At 41.7% G+C, this 19,709-nt stretch carries 16 protein-coding genes and 1 other RNA gene; 5 read left to right on the top strand and 12 right to left on the bottom strand.

What is annotated here, in order from left to right; all coding sequences use genetic code 11:
- The first annotated feature begins 13 nt into the window (after positions 1 to 13).
- On the top strand, positions 14 to 934 hold the full coding sequence (locus ACFEL9_RS21690; RefSeq protein WP_385894522.1) for a CPBP family intramembrane glutamic endopeptidase: 921 nt from the start codon (positions 14 to 16) through the stop codon (positions 932 to 934).
- Between the two features lie 100 nt (positions 935 to 1,034).
- On the opposite strand, the gene rnpB is transcribed toward ACFEL9_RS21690, so the two are convergent.
- The 4 genes from rnpB to ACFEL9_RS21670 form a co-directional block, all read right to left on the bottom strand.
- Positions 1,035 to 1,420: RNase P RNA component class A (rnpB, locus tag ACFEL9_RS21685), an RNA gene on the bottom strand.
- A gap of 70 nt (positions 1,421 to 1,490) precedes the next feature.
- The gene (locus ACFEL9_RS21680) at positions 1,491 to 2,510 is read right to left on the bottom strand and encodes a Smr/MutS family protein (protein ID WP_385894520.1); all 1,020 of its coding nucleotides are present in this window, start codon (positions 2,508 to 2,510) and stop codon (positions 1,491 to 1,493) included.
- A 50-nt stretch (positions 2,511 to 2,560) separates the two neighbouring features.
- Positions 2,561 to 4,318: an amino acid permease gene (locus ACFEL9_RS21675; protein WP_385894518.1), complete on the bottom strand. Its 1,758-nt coding sequence runs from the start codon at positions 4,316 to 4,318 to the stop codon at positions 2,561 to 2,563.
- A gap of 120 nt (positions 4,319 to 4,438) precedes the next feature.
- Positions 4,439 to 5,404 carry a polyprenyl synthetase family protein gene (locus ACFEL9_RS21670; protein WP_385894517.1) on the bottom strand — a complete coding sequence of 322 codons (966 nt, stop codon included), beginning with the start codon at positions 5,402 to 5,404 and terminating at the stop codon, positions 4,439 to 4,441.
- A gap of 94 nt (positions 5,405 to 5,498) precedes the next feature.
- On the opposite strand from ACFEL9_RS21670, the gene ACFEL9_RS21665 reads away from it, so the two are divergent.
- The gene (locus ACFEL9_RS21665) at positions 5,499 to 6,683 is read left to right on the top strand and encodes an outer membrane protein assembly factor BamB family protein (protein WP_385894515.1); all 1,185 of its coding nucleotides are present in this window, start codon (positions 5,499 to 5,501) and stop codon (positions 6,681 to 6,683) included.
- A gap of 243 nt (positions 6,684 to 6,926) precedes the next feature.
- Entirely contained in the window at positions 6,927 to 7,139 is a 213-nt protein-coding gene (locus tag ACFEL9_RS26190) for a DUF3592 domain-containing protein (protein ID WP_446753369.1), read from the top strand.
- Between the two features lie 111 nt (positions 7,140 to 7,250).
- On the opposite strand, the gene rnr is transcribed toward ACFEL9_RS26190, so the two are convergent.
- The 5 genes from rnr to ACFEL9_RS21640 are packed head-to-tail and all read right to left on the bottom strand — an operon-like array spanning position 7,251 to position 12,263.
- Positions 7,251 to 9,269, bottom strand: coding sequence for a ribonuclease R (rnr, locus tag ACFEL9_RS21660; protein ID WP_385894513.1), 2,019 nt, complete (start codon positions 9,267 to 9,269; stop codon positions 7,251 to 7,253).
- Between the two features lie 3 nt (positions 9,270 to 9,272).
- Positions 9,273 to 10,349: a tetraacyldisaccharide 4'-kinase gene (gene lpxK / locus ACFEL9_RS21655; RefSeq protein ID WP_385894511.1), complete on the bottom strand. Its 1,077-nt coding sequence runs from the start codon at positions 10,347 to 10,349 to the stop codon at positions 9,273 to 9,275.
- Positions 10,339 to 10,908 (bottom strand): 5-formyltetrahydrofolate cyclo-ligase, encoded by a 570-nt coding sequence (locus ACFEL9_RS21650; protein ID WP_385894510.1) that lies wholly within the window; start codon positions 10,906 to 10,908, stop codon positions 10,339 to 10,341. Before ACFEL9_RS21650 ends, lpxK begins: the two co-directional genes overlap by 11 nt.
- Positions 10,909 to 10,911: 3 nt before the next feature.
- On the bottom strand, positions 10,912 to 11,451 hold the full coding sequence (locus tag ACFEL9_RS21645) for an RsmD family RNA methyltransferase (RefSeq protein WP_385894508.1): 540 nt from the start codon (positions 11,449 to 11,451) through the stop codon (positions 10,912 to 10,914).
- Positions 11,439 to 12,263 carry a DUF3822 family protein gene (locus ACFEL9_RS21640; protein ID WP_385894507.1) on the bottom strand — a complete coding sequence of 275 codons (825 nt, stop codon included), beginning with the start codon at positions 12,261 to 12,263 and terminating at the stop codon, positions 11,439 to 11,441. Before ACFEL9_RS21640 ends, ACFEL9_RS21645 begins: the two co-directional genes overlap by 13 nt.
- Before the next feature lie 84 nt (positions 12,264 to 12,347).
- Here ACFEL9_RS21640 and ACFEL9_RS21635 point away from each other — a divergent pair, with 84 nt between their 5' ends.
- On the top strand, positions 12,348 to 13,706 hold the full coding sequence (locus ACFEL9_RS21635; RefSeq protein WP_385894506.1) for an MATE family efflux transporter: 1,359 nt from the start codon (positions 12,348 to 12,350) through the stop codon (positions 13,704 to 13,706).
- 367 nt (positions 13,707 to 14,073) lie between these two features.
- Positions 14,074 to 14,883 carry a glutaminyl-peptide cyclotransferase gene (locus ACFEL9_RS21630; protein ID WP_385894505.1) on the top strand — a complete coding sequence of 270 codons (810 nt, stop codon included), beginning with the start codon at positions 14,074 to 14,076 and terminating at the stop codon, positions 14,881 to 14,883.
- A gap of 13 nt (positions 14,884 to 14,896) precedes the next feature.
- Here ACFEL9_RS21630 and folB read toward each other — a convergent pair whose 3' ends face one another.
- From folB to ACFEL9_RS21615, 3 genes are all read right to left on the bottom strand, one after another.
- Positions 14,897 to 15,259 (bottom strand): dihydroneopterin aldolase, encoded by a 363-nt coding sequence (folB, locus tag ACFEL9_RS21625; protein WP_385894503.1) that lies wholly within the window; start codon positions 15,257 to 15,259, stop codon positions 14,897 to 14,899.
- 130 nt (positions 15,260 to 15,389) lie between these two features.
- Positions 15,390 to 16,337: a thioredoxin-disulfide reductase gene (gene trxB, locus ACFEL9_RS21620; protein ID WP_385894501.1), complete on the bottom strand. Its 948-nt coding sequence runs from the start codon at positions 16,335 to 16,337 to the stop codon at positions 15,390 to 15,392.
- Between the two features lie 149 nt (positions 16,338 to 16,486).
- Entirely contained in the window at positions 16,487 to 19,681 is a 3,195-nt protein-coding gene (locus tag ACFEL9_RS21615; RefSeq protein WP_385894499.1) for an efflux RND transporter permease subunit, read from the bottom strand.
- Positions 19,682 to 19,709 lie beyond the last annotated feature (28 nt).

Raw genomic sequence — 19,709 nt, 5'->3', positions numbered from 1 at the left:
TCCTTTCTTTTGAATGAAGCAGATAATTGGCTTTATAAAAACGTATTATTACGAGGTAAATAAACCCGTTCTTTTAACTTGTACCGTTTTCATAGCGTTGTTCACCGGGCTCAACTATCACTATCATTTCGAGAAAAGACTTATTAATCACGAAACAATTTTTTTAAATAGTTTCATTGACCAATTCCTAATTTACCTCCTCGCCTTCCTGGTTCCCTATCTTTTTATTGCAATGCAGGAAAAAGATAAAAAGTTCAAAAACCCCTGGTTATTGACCTGCATCGTTTTGTCACCTCTATTGTTTGCGATAAAAGTGAGAATGAATACAGCTATTTTTATCAGCACAGATCCGCAATGGAACAATTACTGGAACGATATCATTTATTGGCCTCTTCGAATGATTGTGTTAGTGGTGATGTTATTTATTTGCAAGCAGGTATTTCACAAAAAGGAAAAAAAATTCTATGGTCTTTCAGACAAACAGCTAACCTATACCCCTTACCTGATAATGCTGTTGGTGATGATGCCGTTGATCGCTGCTGCATCAACGCAACCTGATTTCCTGGCTACATATCCCAAAATGAAAACAGTGCTGCCATTGCCTGCGGAAGCCAACCCCGCATGGTTCTATAAGCTTTTGTTTGAACTTTCTTACGGCACTGATTTTTTTTCGATCGAAATTTTCTTTCGTGGTTTTCTCATTGTTGGTTTTATAAAATGGGTCGGCAAAGATGCTATTTTGCCCATGGCTTGTTTTTATTGCTCTATACATTTTGGAAAACCTTTGGGCGAATGTATCAGCTCTTATTTTGGGGGGTTATTATTGGGCATCGTTTCGTACAATACAAGATCTATTTATGGAGGTTTAATTGTACACTTAGGTATTGCGTGGCTAATGGAATTGGGCGGTTATATTGGCAACCTCACGAAATAGTCGGTTACAGTTCAAAATTCTTGTACCGGTATCCTGCCGACATTCCATAAATGGCGATGCCGGTCAATTAACAAAGTAAAAGACCGGCATCGTGTCAATCAATTACTACAAGCCTGTAAGCCGGATCCTGTTTTCCGGCTTGAAAGCCGGAACGGTTATCATTTATCTGTTCCGAAAGTTGCCTCCCGGAATCAATCTGCCTACCCATCAGCATCGGACGAGCCGCCCTCAATCGCTGACCTATGTGGCATTTCAGCATGCAAGGTTTACCCACCAATGATGTTACCACCACCAGTCGTGAGCTCTTACCTCACGTTTTCACCCTCATCCGCCTGCGGCGGACAGTTATTTTCTGTGGCACTATCTGTTTCGCCGTGATTTGTGTCGCCACAAGCCACCTTGAACCCGGCTCTTCACCGGTGCATTGCTCTGCGCTGTCCGGACTTTCCTCCTCATTCTACATGAAGCGATAACCCGGCTTGTAGCAAAAAATTTCAAAGATCAATTGCAAAAATACTTATAAGTTAGAAACCTGCGTCTATAGATTAAAAGAGAATTAATACTGGAAGAATATCTCCGTAGCCCCATAACCAAACTGTGGATGATACTGGTTCACAAAAGATTTAACTTCTTTTCTCAAACGAAGCAAATCATGAATCTCGTCTCTTAATCTTCCGGTTCCCATACCATGCACAACGGTTAGTGACGGCTGCATATGAGACAAAGCGAGATCATAATATTTTTCAAAGGTCTTTAACTGCAGGCCCAGGATTTCGTAATTACTCATGTTTTGCCATTCATCCGTCAACTTTTCAGCATGCAAATCGATAACTGTTCGGGGCGACTCCAGATGCTGTCTTGCTTCTTTTGCATTATACACTTTAAATCCTTTGGCTGCCAGCTTTCCCAATTCTATCCTATCCTCAATCAATTTATCAGGATACTTATCAAACAATTTGTAAGAAAACGTGGCGAGGTTTTTTTCTTTCACCTCTTCAATCTTTGCAAAAAGCTGTTTGGCTTTAAGCTTTACCGACGACTCATAATAATCAGCCTTCTTTTTATCGGGTTGAATCAGCGAAAACTCGAAATCAAAAGAAGGGTTATCATTCATGTCTTCAAAAGGGATATCATGGAGATAAAAGTCTTCAAACGGATTGATCCGGTTTTTTAAATCAAAATCTGTTTCACCAAAAAAGCTCAGCTTATAAATAAAATTATATGGCGTCTCCGTACGATTGACCAAATGAACTTTTAACTGCTCCACCACAAGATCTCCAAACTCATCTGTATCCATAACGGGCAAGAAAGTAAGCCAAACACCATCCACGACTTTTTCAACCTGTGTCGGCTTTTCCCGCTTCACATCATCCACATATTTTTTTTGCTTTTTTGGCGGCACAATTTTTTTCTCCGTGAATCGCTTGAAATAAGGAAAATCAATTTGATCCATATAAACAGGAAATCTCACGCCTCTTATTTCCACCATCGCCATTTTCTCATTGATGAAATCGACAATTTTTCCTTCTTCATTGGAATGCAGTACCAATACAATGTCTCCAACCTGGTATTTCATGCTGCAAAGATAGGAAGAGGTGAATAGTGTGCGATGAATGCCTTTATCACCTATACACCGGCAGAAGTTTGTAGCGCCAGTTTACTATTGCGGTAACCATAGAAGAAGTAAATAACCAGTCCCAGTAACAACCAACCGAGAAACCATGCCCAGTTACTCTTGGTCATACCTGTTAGCAAATAGAGACAGGTAGTAACACCCATCAAAGGAATAAGGGAGAATTTTTTTATAAAACTGAGTACGCTTAATACAATACAAATTGCCCAAAAACTGATAATGGATATTTTAGGTGTTGCCAGGTCCATAAAAGAAGCATCACCTGCTATGTAATCCTTATTAGCGGAAAAATCAAAATCAAATGCATCTTTAAAATATCCCTTTCCATACTGTACAAAAAGAAAAAGGGCCAGGGCAATGATAAGCGGATAAATAAATTGCCCGTTGATGTAAGGCATGTTAAATCTTCCGGGTGTCTTTTCTTTTTGCGGAATTAACAACACGCCCCCGCAAACAAGTACAAAAGCAAACAGGGTCGCAATGCTGGTAAAGTCAAGCACGAAAGTTTTATCGGTAAATAAAATCGGCACACCAACCACAAGACCTGTCACGATTGTTGCAAAAGAAGGGGTTTTGAATTTGTGATGAATTTTTTGAAATACCGGTGGCAGCAGACCATCGCGGCTCATGCTCATCCAAATACGTGGCTGCCCCATTTGAAAAACCAATAGCACACTTGTCATCGCAATTACGGCGCAAATCGAAACCAGTAATTGCATCCAGCCGATATCCAGGTTTTGTGATTCAAAAATAAAAGCCAACGGATCTCCTACTCCATCGAAATTTTTATAATGCACGGCCCCCGTTAACACCAATGAGAGTAAAATATAAACAACGGTACAAATGACAAGCGAATAGATCATTCCCTTAGGCAGGTCACGTTGTGGGTTTTTGCTTTCCTCCGCTAAAACACTTACGGCATCGAACCCAATATAAGCAAAGAACACACCACTAACCGCCGCCATAACGCCACTGAAACCATTAGGCATAAATGATTTTATCCCTTCATCGTTTGCAGGCTCCCAGTTAAACGTTAACCCGTTTGAAAACACTAAAGCGCCACCTACCAGGATCACCAATGCGACAATAGCAAGTTTTAATATCACCATGGCATTGCTGAAGTTTCGACTTTCCTTTATTCCCCTGTAAACAAGATAAGTAATCAGCAGGTTGATAATGATGGCGGGCAAATCAAAGATGATCCGCAATCCGCCGATCATGGGCGCCGAATTCCAGGCATTTATCAATTCCTGGTTGGAAGACCCCTGTGTAATAGCTTTATGGGCTTCTATATAACTCGTAGCGAGATAATCCGGAATGTGAAGATTTATTTTATGCAGGAAAGAGGTAAAATAATCACTCCAACTAAAGGCGACATATATATTCCCTATGGAATACTCCATGATAAGCGCCCAGCCAATGATCCAGGCAAATAATTCACCAAAGCTGGCATATGAGTAGGTGTAAGCACTTCCGGCGACTGGTATACGACTGGCAAACTCTGAATAACAAAAAGCGGTAAAAGCACAGGCAATTCCTGTGATAATAAAAAGTACCACCACTCCGGGACCTCCTTTAAAAACAGCCTCACCCAAACTACTAAAACTTCCGGCGCCAATAATGGCGGCAATGCCAAAAAAAGTAAGATCTCTTACTGTTAATACTCTTTTTAATCCTGTGCCATGTCCCTCTTCACTGCCTTCAGCTAATATCGATTTGATCTCCTTTTTCCGAAACAAAGAATTTGCCATCGCCGGTTTGGTTTGAAGCCCTCAAAATAGGTAAAAAAATGATTTGGACTAGTGTTCGTATGAATTATGCGTATAAACGTGGTAAGATAATCGGCCTTAAGACGATTGTTAACTTATTCATCAATGTTCCCGTTGCACAAGAAACTGCGCCAGTTCTTTCACCGGTTGTTTACGTGCCGACAATACGGCTATATCTTCCAGGTGATTGAATGCCTCATCTAAAAACTGGTTTTTTAATTGCAGCGCCCAATCATCCACTTTACAATCATGAAATAACTGTAACACCCTGGCTACTTTGTCATCCGGGTTATTCTTCATCAATGACAGCAGCTCTTTCAATTGTGACGATGTAGCTGTCTCCATCGCATGAATCAACAGGAAGGTTTTTTTATTGGCCAGGATATCGCCGCCCACTTGTTTACCGAATTTCTCCGGGTCGCCAAAACCATCCAAATAATCATCCTGCACCTGGAACGCAAGGCCGAGTTTACGACCAAATTCATACAACAGCTTTTGATTTCTCTCCCCGGCTCCCCCTAAAATCGCTCCCATTTTTAAACTGGCAGCCAGCAATACGGATGTTTTTAATTCAATCATCCGCAGATACTCATCCAGGCTAACGGTTTCTTTCGCTTCAAAATCCATATCGAATTGCTGACCTTCGCACACCTGCCTTGCCGTGAGATTATAGAGCCCGAGTATTTGATGAAGAAAATTGACATGAATTTTGTTAAGATGGTCGTAGGCGACGACCTGCATCACATCGCCGGCTAATATCGCAGTGCTTTCGCCATATTTTTTATGCACGGTTTCCATACCCCGCCGCAGCGGGGCTTTGTCCATAATGTCGTCGTGAATAAGCGTAAAATTGTGAAACAGTTCAATGGCAATAGCTACTTCCCATGCATCAGGTTTTATTTCATCAAACATTTCATTGCCCATGAGGCAAAGAACCGGTCGAACCCGCTTGCCTCCCATTTTCAGGAAATAGTTATTCGCTTCATAGAGCGTAGCGGGTTCAGCAGGAAAAAGAGATTGATCGAAATAGCTGGTAAATTGCTGCGATAACTGTTCAAATGAATGCATGAGGCGAAGATAATGGAAGATTTTTTTCTATTATGGGATCAGCGAATACCAACCGCCCGTTTTGTATCTTCACGGCCTTTGAATATAGAACCGTATGAAAAGACCAATACTACTATTACTTTGTTTTAGCTTTTTTATTTTCTCCACCAATGCACAGGACTCACTGTTGTGGAAGTTTGCGGCCCGGTCGGCCATCTATTCGTCGCCGGTAATTGATGGCGGCATTATTTATTTTGGAAGTCATGATTCCAGTTTTTATGCCTTGGATAAAAATACCGGCGCCCAAAAATGGTCGTATAAAACTAAAGGGCAACTAAAATCGCAGCCTTGTATTTATAAAGGGACCGTTATTTTCAACAGCAGCGACGGGCTGATCTATGCGCTTGATAAAAACAATGGCAAACCGGCCTGGCAGTTCAAAACCAAAGCTGAAAAAACCTATGACTTATGGGATTATTATCTTTCATCGCCCGTGGTTGCTGAGGACCTGCTTTACATCGGGAGCGGCGATAGTTGTGTATATGCATTGAAAGCGGGAACCGGCAAGCTGGTTTGGAAATATAAAACGATGGGCATTGTGCATGCGGCACCTGTTATTGCCGGTAAAAAATTGCTGATCGGAAGTTTTGACGGCAATTTTTATGCACTGGATCACAGGACCGGCAAGCTTATTTGGAAATTCAAAACCATTGGGGATATTAATTTTCCAAAAGGGGAAATAGCCAATGCCGCCGCTGTGTATAAAAACTCGGTTATTTTCGGGAGCCGCGATTATAACATTTATGCATTCGATATAAACTCAGGTACCGGCTTATGGAATATGAAAGAACGGGGAAGCTGGATAGTCGCCACTCCATTCGTTCACAACGACGCCATCTATTTTGGAACATCCGATTCGCACCGGTTTTATTGCATGGATGCAGGTAACGGCGACATCAAATGGACGCTGCCTTTAAGTATGAGGGTTTATGGCCAGGCGGCACTGAATAGGAATAAGATATTTTTTGGATGTTTTAATGGAAAACTGTATGGTGCGGACCATCAATCAGGAAAGGTAGAATACCTGTTTCAAACTCCTGAAAGCCGGGCAAGGTATAACAGCGTTTATACTGACAGCGATAAATTCAAAGACGACTTTAATCTCTATGGAAACAATATGGAGCAATCAGAAAAAACGATACTTGGGTTAGGCGCCATTCTTTCATCGCCGCTAATCGAAAATGACAGCCTTTATTTTGGGGATGCGAATGGTTATTTTTATTGTATAAAGCTGAAGTAAAAGTTCTCTTCCTTTAAAATCTAGTATGATTAACCACAAACTACTGCGGTTAGTATAAAAGAACAGAAACTCACTGAAGAAGACTTTGACATTCCCAGCGACTTATAAAAAATAAAATTTTTATGCCCAGAAAAGGATGGCTTACTCTTGTAGCATTTTTTGTAATATTCTTTGGTATTTTATGTGGCGGGCCCAAATTAACTGCCTTTCTCTTTAGAAAGTATAAGGAAAAAATCGATAAAAATGGGGGCTATTGTCAGGGCCCAGGTATACCTAAAAAAAACTCACAAAGGAAAATCCACTTATTTTAGATATTACTATAACAATCGGGTGTATCAAAACCATGAGCAAAGTACCAGTATTTATAAAGCCGTTGAAATCGGAGACAGTATTACCATTTTAATTGATAGCACCAAGCCTTCAGACTCTTATATAGTCAGTATAGGAAGTTATTAAACTAAGCTACACTTGACAGCACTTTACTTTAAAACACGTCCCATAGATAAGTGACACCGCATCACGGCAATAGAATCTTCAATAACCAAGCGATTATGTCCGGGCTTTACCTTAGCGCTTCTTTTTTCTTTTGGGTCTTTTTATTTCCTCAATGTCTTTACTTTCTATCGCTGTTTCAGAAGATAATACCCATTCATAATCCAGTTGCCGTTTGATAAGATTAGCGGCAGCCACTTTTATTCGCACTTTATCGCCCATCCTGAATTTTTTACCGCTGCGCATTCCCACCAATGCATAATCAGATTCTACATGACGAAACTCATCATATTCCAATAAACTATTGATGCTTACCAGACCCTCGCATTTATGATCAACTGTTTCCACCCAAAAACCAAAACTGGCAACACCGCTGATAACGCCATCAAAATCTTCGCCGAGGTAGTTACGCATATACTGCACCTGTTTATATTTATTGGCAGATCGCTCTGCTTCCATAGCGGCTCTCTCCCTTTCGCTGCAATGCTTACATTTTTCTTCCAGCTTTTTGTCAATTATAAATTGGCTATCGAGCACTTCCTGCAAAATGCGATGCACCATGATGTCGGGATAGCGGCGAATGGGCGAAGTAAAATGGCAATAGTGTTCAAAACCTAACCCGTAATGGCCTACATTTTCGATTGTATACTTTGCCTTGGCCATAGTACGGATACCTAATTGCTCCAACACATGCTGCTCAGGCCTGCCATGTGCATCTTTCAGCAATTGATTAAACGAAGCGGCGATTGCTTCCGGTGAGGACGAATCAAACTTGTGACCAAACTTATTGGCGAATGCTATAAAGGGCAATAGTTTCTCCTCATCCGGTGTATCATGTATCCGGTAAGGAAATGGCAGTGGCTTCCCCTTTACTTTTAATTTGGAAATATTCTCCGCCACATATCGATTGGCCAGCAGCATAAACTCTTCGATCAATTGGTGCGACTCTTTGCTCTCCTTTACCATGATGCCAATCGGGTCGCCTTTTTCATCCAGCTTGAAACGAACTTCCTGCGAAGAAAAATTGATAGCGCCTTTATTGAATCTTTTCTTACGCATTTTCTGCGCCAGTTCATTTAGCAACAGAATTTCTTCTGCATGATCGCCGGCCTTTGTTTCAATAATATCCTGCGCTTCTTCGTAGGTAAACCGGCGGTCAGAATGCATGATTGTTCTGCCCAGCCAGTATTGTTTTACTTCAGCTTTTGAGTTGACCTGGAAAATGGCGGAAAAGGTAAGTTTATCCTCATTGGGACGAAGCGAACAAAGAACATTGGAAATATGTTCGGGCAACATGGGATTCACCCGGTCAGGCAAATACACGGATGTCGCTTTTTGATAGGCCGCTTTGTCCAGCGGGTTATCTGCCTCTACATAGTGGCTTACATCCGCTATATGCACACCGATTTCGTAAAGACCATCCTTGATTTTTTTTACAGAGATCGCATCATCGAAATCTTTCGCATCTACAGGGTCAATCGTAAACGTGAGAATATCCCGGACATCCCGCCGTTTTTTTATCTCCTCCTTACTAATAGTATCGGGTATGCGTCCTGCCACTTCCAGAGCATCATCGGGGAATTCCAGCGGGAAGCCGTTGTCCAGCAGAATTTCCTTCATAGCAGCATCATTGCTGTTTTCGGGATCCATCACTGTCACAACTTCCCCAACAGGCCGCTTATCACCTTTTTCCCAGCGTACCAATCTCACTACTACCCGATCCTTATCCTTCGCCCCGTTGAGATTGCTCAATGGAATAAAAAGATCAGGCATTGGCTTTTCTGTATCTGTTACAAAAAAAGCAAAGTCCTTATTCAGTTGTATATGACCGATAAATTCGGTACGTTTTCGTTCCAGCACTTCAATCACTTCACCCTGCATGCGGCGGCCAAAGCCGCTTTTTATTTTTATCCGCACGGTATCGCCGTGCATCGCCGTATTAAAATCCGATGGGCGAATCAGTACATCGGTTTCCTGCTCCGGTACAATGACAAAGCCCATACCTGAACGGGTGATATCAAGCTTGCCCTTGAGGGTTTTGCCGGAAGAGGAATGATCTTTTTGTTTTTTCCTGGATGAATTTCTTTTACCCATAAATTAAATTTTTGCTGCCCTGGTATTTCGGATAAAATCTATCACGAGTTCACCAAACCGCTTTTCCTCATCAAATAAAAAATGATGCCGGACAGGAATTACAAATAAAGGCAGGTCGGCAATTTCCGTATTGAATTTTTCTAAACGTACAGCATCTTTTTCAGTTGTCAGGATAATTTTATCAACGGCTTCAATGGCTGCAAATTTTTTCCTGATCTCCTTCAGGTCATCAATGGTAAAAATGCGGTGATCGGCATATTGCAGCATATGATAGGTCTTACTGTGTTTCTCCAGCATCGATTTGAGTGGCCTGGGGTTGGCAATGCCGGTGACCAACAAAATTTCGGTGCTTTCCATGAAATAAAAACCGGTTTTATTTAAAATATGGTATGGCTGACCATACTCCATGGCAGCAAAGAATATGGACTGACCTTTCACCGGATTTATTTCGTCAATAATTTTTTGTTTTTCAGCAAGGGTAAGTTCAGGACTGCATTTTGTCACGACGATAATATGGGCCCTTTTATACTCCGACTTGAGGTCACGCAGATCACCTGTCGGCAAATAAAAATCCCGGGTAAAAAGATTAGTGTATTCGGTCAGTAAAATATTCAGACCTGCACTTATGGTCCTGTGCTGAAAAGCATCATCCAGGATGATTACTTCGGTTTCCGGCTTGTCGTGCAATAGCTGCGGAATTGCAACCAGCCTTTCCTCGCCAACCGCTACCGGCACATCAGGAAATTTATGGTGAAACTGCATGGGCTCATCACCAATATCAAGAGCTGTTGATCTTTCATTGGCCAATGCATATCCTTTTGTTCTTCGTTTGTATCCCCGGCTCAATATCCCAATCTTAAACTGATCCTTTAACAATCGAACCAACCATTCTACCATAGGTGATTTACCCGTACCACCCACTGATAGATTGCCGACGCATATCAACGGTAACCCAAACGATGTGCTGCGCAATAATTTTTTATTGTACATCCAGTTACGGACTGCAATGACAAGCCAATAAATCAAAGCGAATGGCAATAAGAGAATGCGAAAGGACTTGAGAAAAAAATTAGAAAACATACACGTTATACGGTGTGATACAAAGATCTAAAGGTAGGTCAAATTCATGTAGCCCCTCAATCTTATCAAGTGGCTCAAAATAGCTGAAACCTACTTTAATGCAATCGGGCCGGCAATGTGCCAGCCATTTATCATAGAAACCTTTACCATAACCGATCCGGAATCCTTTTTTATCAAATGCCAGCAGCGGAACGAAGATCATATCGATTTCATTGGCGGGTAAAAACTCCGCAGTCTGCGGTTCATAAATATTCAATTCTGTTTTGGCAAATGGTGTATCGATATCAGTGATAGCGGCGTACATGACACCCGTAGTAAAATCAGATACGGGATAACAAATTTTCATCTCCGGATTTCTAAATCGGAGAAACTCGGTAAATAAATGCGTATCAGGTTCATGATTTTCTTCGATGGGCCAGTAAGTGAGCAAGCCATCAATAAATGGCAGGTCGGCGGACTGGAATTGTATCAAAAGCAGGTCATCCAGTTTTACCCTTTCTTTTTCTGAAAGAGTCAATCTCTTTTCTTTATATAGCTTTCTTGCTTCCTTTTTTTGCATTACTTATTCATTGACAAAAATGGAAAATATCGTAGTGCCGTAATTTTTTTCATTTTTATAAAAAGGAAATTTTTTATAGTCATTCCGGGGCGTATGCTCCAGCACAAACCAGCCACCTGGATTGAGCAGTTGCTTTTCAAATATTTTCCTGGGCAGGTCATCAATGGTAGTAAGTGCATACGGCGGACCAGCAAAAATAAAATCGAATTTATCTGTACATTGATCAATAAATTTAAAAACGTCCATCTTCACTGTTTTCAGGTTATCGATCCTTAATTCGCCTTTTGTCTTTTTGATAAACTCATACATGGCATTGTCCTTCTCCACAATGGTAAGATCTTTTGCTCCTCTTGAAGCGAGTTCATAACTGATACTCCCCGTGCCACCAAAAAGATCAAGGGTTTTCAATTCTTCGATATCAAGCTGATGTTGCAGGACATTAAAAAGACCTTCTTTCGCAATATCCGTCGTGGGCCTTGTGTAAGGCATTTTGGAAGGCGGGTTAAACTTACGGCCGCCATGTTCACCGCCTATAATTCGCATTTAGCTAAATCGTTGAGTGAGGTAAAAAAGTGAGCGGGATAGCGTAACTCTTCTGCAGGTGATATTTTCCATTCAGATTCCCTGAACTGGATATGCAGGAAATATTGATGCAACTCTTTATACAAAGTGGATTCTTTATCGATTAAACCAGACAGGTATACCCTTACTGTCTCTTGCGAAAAAGAAAACTGGCGGCAGGTATCCAGCAGGTAATAAATAAAATCAGCAGGTGTTGAATAAGGGAATGTTTGCGTGAGCAACAATTTATTTCCCCTGGTAACAACAAGGGAAAAGTCGTCGGTGCGAAAGTCTGCAGCAAGCGATCCTTCGAAATCAGTAGTGATGATGTTCTTTATACCTATTGTGTAGCTGTGCCAGTAGTTGCCTGTTTTAAAATGATCGTAGACCCAGTCATACACTTCTTTTGGCACCGCATATACGTTGTGCATTTGCCAACCGGAAACGGGCTCGTTGACAATGGCATCTTTCCCGCTTATTCCAAACATGGTTTGAAGCATAAGCTTTGCATCATCTTTGTCATATTGATCCATCGGCACCATAATGCTCTGCAGGTAATCATAGCAAATAAAGATGTTTTGATAAGCATGACGGAGCTCAGGATGCTTCATATAAATTTCATCCAGCGTAGATTTATTTATCTCCGTATCGGTGTACCAGCTTAGTTTGTAAAGCTCACCGCCATGCGGGGAAGTAATGGCAAATCCAAAATGTCTTTCACCCACCCTGATCGATAAAACCTGTTGTCCGGCCTCTGCCCCTTTTTCTGATATGATATGATATACCTGTTTCACTATTTCCCTTTTATTACCTGCAATGATATGCAAAAATAATTATTGTAGGTTTGCCGCCCGGCTTTCCGAAACGACGACATTCGTATGGCAAACAGTATTCCAAATACAGATTTACAGGTAGAAATATCCAATAAACAAATATTAAAGATCGCCTTGCCTATTGCTATTGCTATGCTCGTACCCCAAATCAATTTTGTGGCGAACACGGTTTTTTTGAGTGGATTGGGTGAAACGGAACTGGGCGCTGCCGGCATTACCGGTGTTTATTACCTGGTATTTGCTCTCGTAGGCAATGGTCTCAACAGTGGCCTGCAGGCTTTGATAGCCCGCAGGGCCGGTGAAAACAGGCCACTTGAAATAGGGAAAATGTTTTCGCAATCAATTTGGATCGCCCTGCTTTTTGCAATAGCCGGTATTTTTATCACCTATCTTATTGCGCCGGCGTTTCTTTCCACGGTGTTGGCCAGTAACAGGGTGCAGCACGAAGCCATCGGGTTTATCAAGATCCGTATATGGGGGCTGCCGTTCCTGTATTTGTTCCAGATGGGAAATGCAATGCTGGTAGGCACCAACAACAGCCGCTACATGAAATATGGATTTTTTATCGAGGCTGTGATAAACATTTTTCTCGATTATTCGCTGATCTATGGTCATTTCGGAATGCCGGCATTGGGATTTAACGGCGCTGCCATTGCATCTATATTAGCAGAGGCATCCGGCCTTTTGATTGTTTACCTGATTATTTTTTATAAAAAATTTCAGCAGCGTTTTTTGCTGTTTGGTCATTTGAAATTTGACAGTAAAATTTCCGGGCTGATCTTCCGGCAATCCTCACCATTGGTGATGCAATATGTGCTAAGTGTGTCAGCCTGGTTATTGTTTTATATTCTTATCGAACATTATGGGGAAAGGCCGCTGGCGATCAGTAATACCATGCGAAATATCTTTGCTGTGTTCGGCGTCTTTGTATGGTCCTTTGCAAGTACCAGTAATGCCATGGTCAGCAATATCATTGGCCAGGGAAAGAAAGACCAGGTGTTGTTTCTTATCAGGAAAATTGCGAGGCTCAGTTTTATCTCTACGGCGAGCCTTTGCTTAGTGATTAATCTTTTTCCCGGAACTTTCCTGTTATTGTATGGTCGCGACGAAGGGTTTATCCAGGACGCTATACCGGTTATTCGCATCGTCTCGGTTGGTTTATTGTTCATGTGTATATCCACAGTATGGTTAAATGGAGTAACGGGAACAGGCAATACTAAGATCAACCTGGGAATTGAAATAGTGGCAATACTGCTGTATAGCATTTACGTCTATTTTGTCCTCCAGGTATGGAAGTTATCGCTGGTATGGGCCTGGGCTTCCGAAATGCTTTACTGGACAGTGTTGTTCATCTTGTCCTTTATTTATTTGAAGAGTGGGAAATGGAGAAAAAAGGTGATATAGATTTGAAGATATCTTTTATGGACAATTAACCTAGACCGCAAGGTCTTATCAATCCAGAATACACTATTTACTTTTTGTCTTAACATAAAAAAGTAACAAAAAAAGTCAAGGCTTCGGAAAAAATGCTAAAAATTTCCCTGTCCGGCTAAAATGAAATAGTTCAATCGATAGTACAAAGCCAGGCATTTGTGCGACTTGTGAGCTAAGACCATAGCCTGGCAATAGAACATTATTTCATTTTAACGCCTTTCAGGAAAATTTTCTCAACGCATTTTTTCCGAGGCCGCTCCTCAAAACGAGATGCGACTTAAATTAATTATTCTATATCTTTTATATATTGCCTATTCTAATCTTTTAATCTGGATAAATGAAAATATTATCAGGCATCGCTGTTCTGTTAGTGTTCAGTTCCTGTAGTAATACTGACGGCGCAGACAATAAGGAAGGTTCTATAACCGAAACTCCGGCGATCAACTATGTTGTAAAAAACACCTACCCACACGATACTACTTCTTTCACAGAAGGCTTACTGTTTCATAAAGGGCAATTATACGAGAGCACCGGGTCACCTGATGACTTGCCTGGTACTCGTTCGTTGTTTGGTGTGTTAAGTTTAGAGACTGGTCTGATCAGCAAAAAAGTAGAACTGGATCGAAAAAAATATTTTGGAGAAGGAGTCGTCTTTTTTAACGACAAAGTATACCAGCTAACTTATAAAAACAAAATTGGTTTTATATATGATGCAACAACTTTCCGGAAGCTCAGTGAATTTACTATCCCGTCACAGGAGGGCTGGGGAATGACGACAGACGGGCACTTATTGATCATGAGTGACGGAACCAGCCAATTGACCTATTTTGATCCTGGTTCATTACAGGTAAGGAAGACGATTACGGTGTCTGATGCAAGGGGATCGATTCCCTATTTGAACGAACTGGAATTTATAAAAGGATTTATTTATGCAAATGTATATACCACCAATGAGCTTATAAAAATAGACCCCGGTACCGGACGGGTCCTTGCCAAACTTGACCTTTCATCACTTGCTAACGAAGTAAAATCATTGTATCCGGGTTCTTTGGAAATGAACGGAATTGCCTATGATTCGCTGGCCAACAAAACTTACATAACAGGAAAAATGTGGCCTAAAATTTACGAGATATCTTTCGCCTATTAAAAGATCTTTTTATTTAAAATCCGACTTTATAACTCACGGCCGCACTGCCTGTAAATTTATCAATAGGCGGATTCAGTTTTTCTACTGACACATTGATTTCCTTTACCTGTGGAAATTGATGATGTACAGCATGAGCTATGGTCTGCACAAGCGTTTCCAGCAGGTCAACCGGCTTTTGCATAGTCACATTAATGATGTCGAATAGCGCTGCATAATCAATCGTGTCGTCCAATGAAAGAATGGTTCCGCTTTTGGGAACGTAACCAACCTGCATATTGACAACAAAGTCATTTCCCTTTTGTCTTTCTTCCGGGTGCAAACCATGGTAAGCCCTGAAGCGAACATTGTTGAGAGAGATGGTAAGAAGATTGGCCACGCTGCTCATTTGACAATAAATAAAGACAAGAATAGTTTGAAGCAGTTCCCTTATTTGAGCATTGAATATTGAACATTTATACCTGCCTAAATGCTCAATGCCCAATGTTCTATTTTCAATTTGTGAACAATTAATGAATTCCCTTTACACTTAAATATCTTTCCGCATCCAGCGCAGCCATACAACCACTACCGGCGGCGGTCACTGCCTGGCGATAGATCTTATCCTGCACATCGCCGGAGGCGAATACACCTTCTACATTGGTTCTGGAAGTACCGGGTATAGTTTTGATATAGCCAGCTTCATCCATGTCGATATAGGGCTTAAAAATATCTGAATTGGGCTGATGGCCGATGGCAACAAAAAATCCATTAACAGGTATCTCCAGTTTTTCACCTGTTTTATTATTTTTTATGCGTACAGCAGTCACCGTTTTATCACCAATGATTTCTTCGGTTTCTGTATTCCAGTACACTTTTATGTTGGAAGTTTTCAATACTCTTTCCTGCATCACTTTACTGGCCCGCATTTCAGACTTACGAACAAACATGTGAACATTGGTGCAAAGTTTGGAAAGGTATAAAGCTTCTTCTGCTGCCGTGTCGCCAGCGCCTACGATGGCTACTTCTTTGCCCCTGAAGAAGAAACCATCACAAACTGCGCAAGCACTTACGCCGAATCCATTTAAGCGCTGTTCGCTTTCCAATCCCAGCCACTTTGCCGATGCACCTGTTGAGATGATTACGCTGTCGGCTTCAATCCATTTTTCCTCGTCTATTTGTACTTTCAACGGCGATCCGGAAAAGTCAACTTTGGTAGCGATACCATAACGTATATCGGCTCCCATCCTTTTAGCCTGCTTTTCAAAATCGACCATCATCTCAGGCCCCTGGATGCCATCGGCATAACCCGGGTAATTTTCAACTTCTGTAGTAATGGTGAGCTGGCCTCCCGGCTGCAACCCCTGGTATAAAACGGGGTTTAAATTAGCTCTTGATGCGTAAATAGCCGCCGTATATCCTGCCGGCCCGCTTCCTATAATTAACACCTTAACTTTTTCTGTTGCCTTGTCTGTCATAATTTTTAAATATCCCTATTAAAACAATCCCTGCAAAAGAAAGTTTATTTGCCCAAAATGCCAAAATCACTAACGGTAAAATCTAAACCGTTTGTCAACGAAAAAGCCAACCCCTGTGGATTGGCTTTGCACTATTGATCATTTTAGTATTATCCCAGTTTACGATCAACAATTTCTTTGTCTATCTCTTCTTCCTTTTTATGCTCTTCCTGTAGTCGTTTCAGTTTTTTACCATAAGAAAGCCTGGTGATCAGTGCAAACAAAACAGGCACTACAAAGATGGCCAGCGTTGTCGCAGCCAGCATTCCGCCAAATACCGTCCACCCGATTGTTTTGCGGCTCTCGGCAGCCGCTCCGCTTGCGAAAGCCAGCGGCAATACACCAAGTATAAAAGCCATTGATGTCATAATGATAGGACGCAACCTCAACTGAACGGCCTGCAATGTCGCATGAACAATATCCATTCCTTTATCCACCCGTTCCTTTGCAAACTCAACGATCAAAATAGCATTCTTGGCAGCCAGTCCTATAAGCGTTATCAAACCAATTTGTGCATAAATATTATTGGTAAGAGCTGGAATAAATGTCAATGTCAAAATAGAACCGAAGGCACCAATAGGTACGGCAAATAGCACAGAAAAGGGAACGGACCAGCTTTCATACAATGCAGCCAAAAACAGGAAGACAAAGATGAGGGAGATCGCAAAGATGGTTGTTTGCTGGTTGCCTGCTGCTATCTCCTCACGGCTCATACCTGAAAATTCATACCCATAACCGGCCGGCAATGTCTGAGCTACTTCTCTTAATGCGTCAATGGCCTGACCGCTGCTGTATCCAGCTTTGGGCGTTCCATTTATTTCGATTGAACGATAAATGTTGTAATGGGAAATAGCCGCAGGGGTTTCTATCACTTTTGTGGTTACCAGCGAACCCAACGGCACCATACTACCCTGGCTGTTGCGCACATAATACTTTTCAATGTTGGCCAGCGAACCCCGATATGAGCTATCCGCTTGTGACATTACCCGGAAATTCCTTCCATATAAATTAAAGTCGTTGACATAATTACTTCCCAAAAAGTTGGAAAGAGTAGTATAAACATCCGATACCTGCACACCTAATTTTTTTGCCTGTTCCCTGTTTACATCTACCTGGTAGCTGGGAGTACGGGCATTAAAGAAAGTAAAAGCGGCACCAATCTCTGGTCGCTGATACAGTTTTCCTAAGAAATCACGGGCCACTTTCTCAAATTGCTGAATATCGTCAGTGCTGCTGGTTTGTTGAAGCTCAAATGTAAAACCTGAAGTCGCTCCCAAACCGGGAATAGCTGGCGGCGCGATGGGCAACACCCTTGCTTCTTTTATATCTGCCGTCATAGCCCGTATTTTGGCAATAACGGTTTGCACATGATGCTCTTTACCTTTTCTTTCATCCCAGGGTTTTAGCATTACGAAGATGGTCCCTGCATTGGATTTATTCGCAAATGATACGATATTCAACCCGGCCAACCCTCCTACCACTTTTACTTCCGGCAATGACCTGATGCGTTTACTGATCTCCAATAACATTTCAACATTGCGGGTTGTAGATGTAGCTTCCGGCATTTCATACGTTACAAACATCCGGCCCTCATCTTCTATCGGGATAAACCCTGTCGGTTTATTTTTAAACAAAAAGAACAATCCCACAAATAATACTACCAGCATCACCAATACATAAGGCGTTCTTCTGATCCATGTTCCTACTCCTTTTGTATAACGATAGTTTAAACGGCTAAATCCTCTGTTAAACCAGGCAAAGAATTTTTCCAGGATATTTTTCTTTGCATTTTCATCTTTCGATGGCTTTAGCAAAATAGTACACAATGCAGGCGTTAGCGACAAAGCCACGAATGCAGAAATAATAACCGATACAGCAATAGTGATTGCAAACTGCTGATATAATCTTCCAACAATGCCGGGAATAAAACCAACCGGAACAAATACAGCCGCCAGGATCAATGCAATGGCTATTACCGGGGCGGATATATCCTTCATCGCTTTCCTTGTCGCTTCTTTAGGGTTCATTTTTTCATGGTCAATATTATGCTGCACCGCTTCAACAACAACGATTGCGTCATCCACCACAATGCCAATAGCCAAAACAAAGGCAAACAGCGTGAGTGTATTGATGGTAAAACCAAGTGTGTTGAATAGAATAAATGTACCTATCAATGAAACAGGGATAGCTAATACAGGAATGAGTGTGGCCCGCCAGTTTTGTAAAAACAAAAACACCACCAGTACCACCAATATCAACGCCTCCACCAGTGTATGCACAACCTCGTTAATAGACACTTCTACAACAGTAGCCGTTTCAAGCGGTACCAGGTAATCAATGTCCTTCGGAAATGTTTTTTTCATTTCTTCCAGCGCCTTATTAACCCCTCTGTATGTATCCAGTGCATTGGCGCCAGGCGCCTGGTAGATCAAAACAAAAGCTGCAGGCTTGCCATTGGCAAATGCTTTAATTGTATAATCAAATTTTCCTAACTCTACTCTCGCAATGTCTTTCAGATAAACAATACTTCCGTCAGCAGGACGTGTGCGCACAACAATATTTTCAAATTGCTCTTGTGTATTGAGCCGGCTATCGGTAAGCACAGTGTATTCAAAAGTTTGCGTTCCTGGTTGAGGGTTACCGCCAACTGTACCGGCTGCTATTTGTATGTTTTGTTCCTGCAACGCTGCATTTACTTCGCCAGGCGTCATATTTAAAGCAGCAAGTTTTTCAGGATTGAGCCAAATGCGCATACTGAAATCATCGGCACGGGAAAGAATATCACCAACACCCTTCACTCTCGATAATGCATCTTTTACATAAATATTGACATAGTTACCAATGAATGTTGCATCGTGTGTTCCATTAGGCGAATAAAAAGCCAGTACCATCATGATGCTGGGATTACGCTTACGCACCGTAAGGCCTAATCTTTTCACCGCATCGGGCAATGAAGGTTCAGCTACACTTACCCTGTTTTGCACATCCAGCGTTGCAATATTGATATCAGTACCTACCTGAAAATTTACAGTAATGCTACTTTGACCACTGCTGGTACTGTTGCTGGTCATATACGTCATTCCCGGTGTACCATTTACCTGCGATTCAATAGCAGTAGTTGTAGTTTGCTCAACGGTTTTTGCGTCAGCACCAATGAAATTACCGGTAATATTGACGGTAGGAGGAGAAATTTCGGGATACTGAGCTACGGGAAGACTGATCAGCGAAATAATCCCCACCAATACCAACACAACAGAAATAACTATTGCGGTGACGGGTCTTTTTATAAAAGTTTCTGCTATCATGTTAGTGAATAGTGAGTGGTGAATGGTG

Origin of the sequence: Terrimonas alba (genome assembly GCF_042434975.1) — a bacterium.
In the GTDB taxonomy this organism is placed as follows: domain Bacteria; phylum Bacteroidota; class Bacteroidia; order Chitinophagales; family Chitinophagaceae; genus Terrimonas_B; species Terrimonas_B alba.
This window is presented reverse-complemented; position numbering and strand designations above follow the sequence as displayed.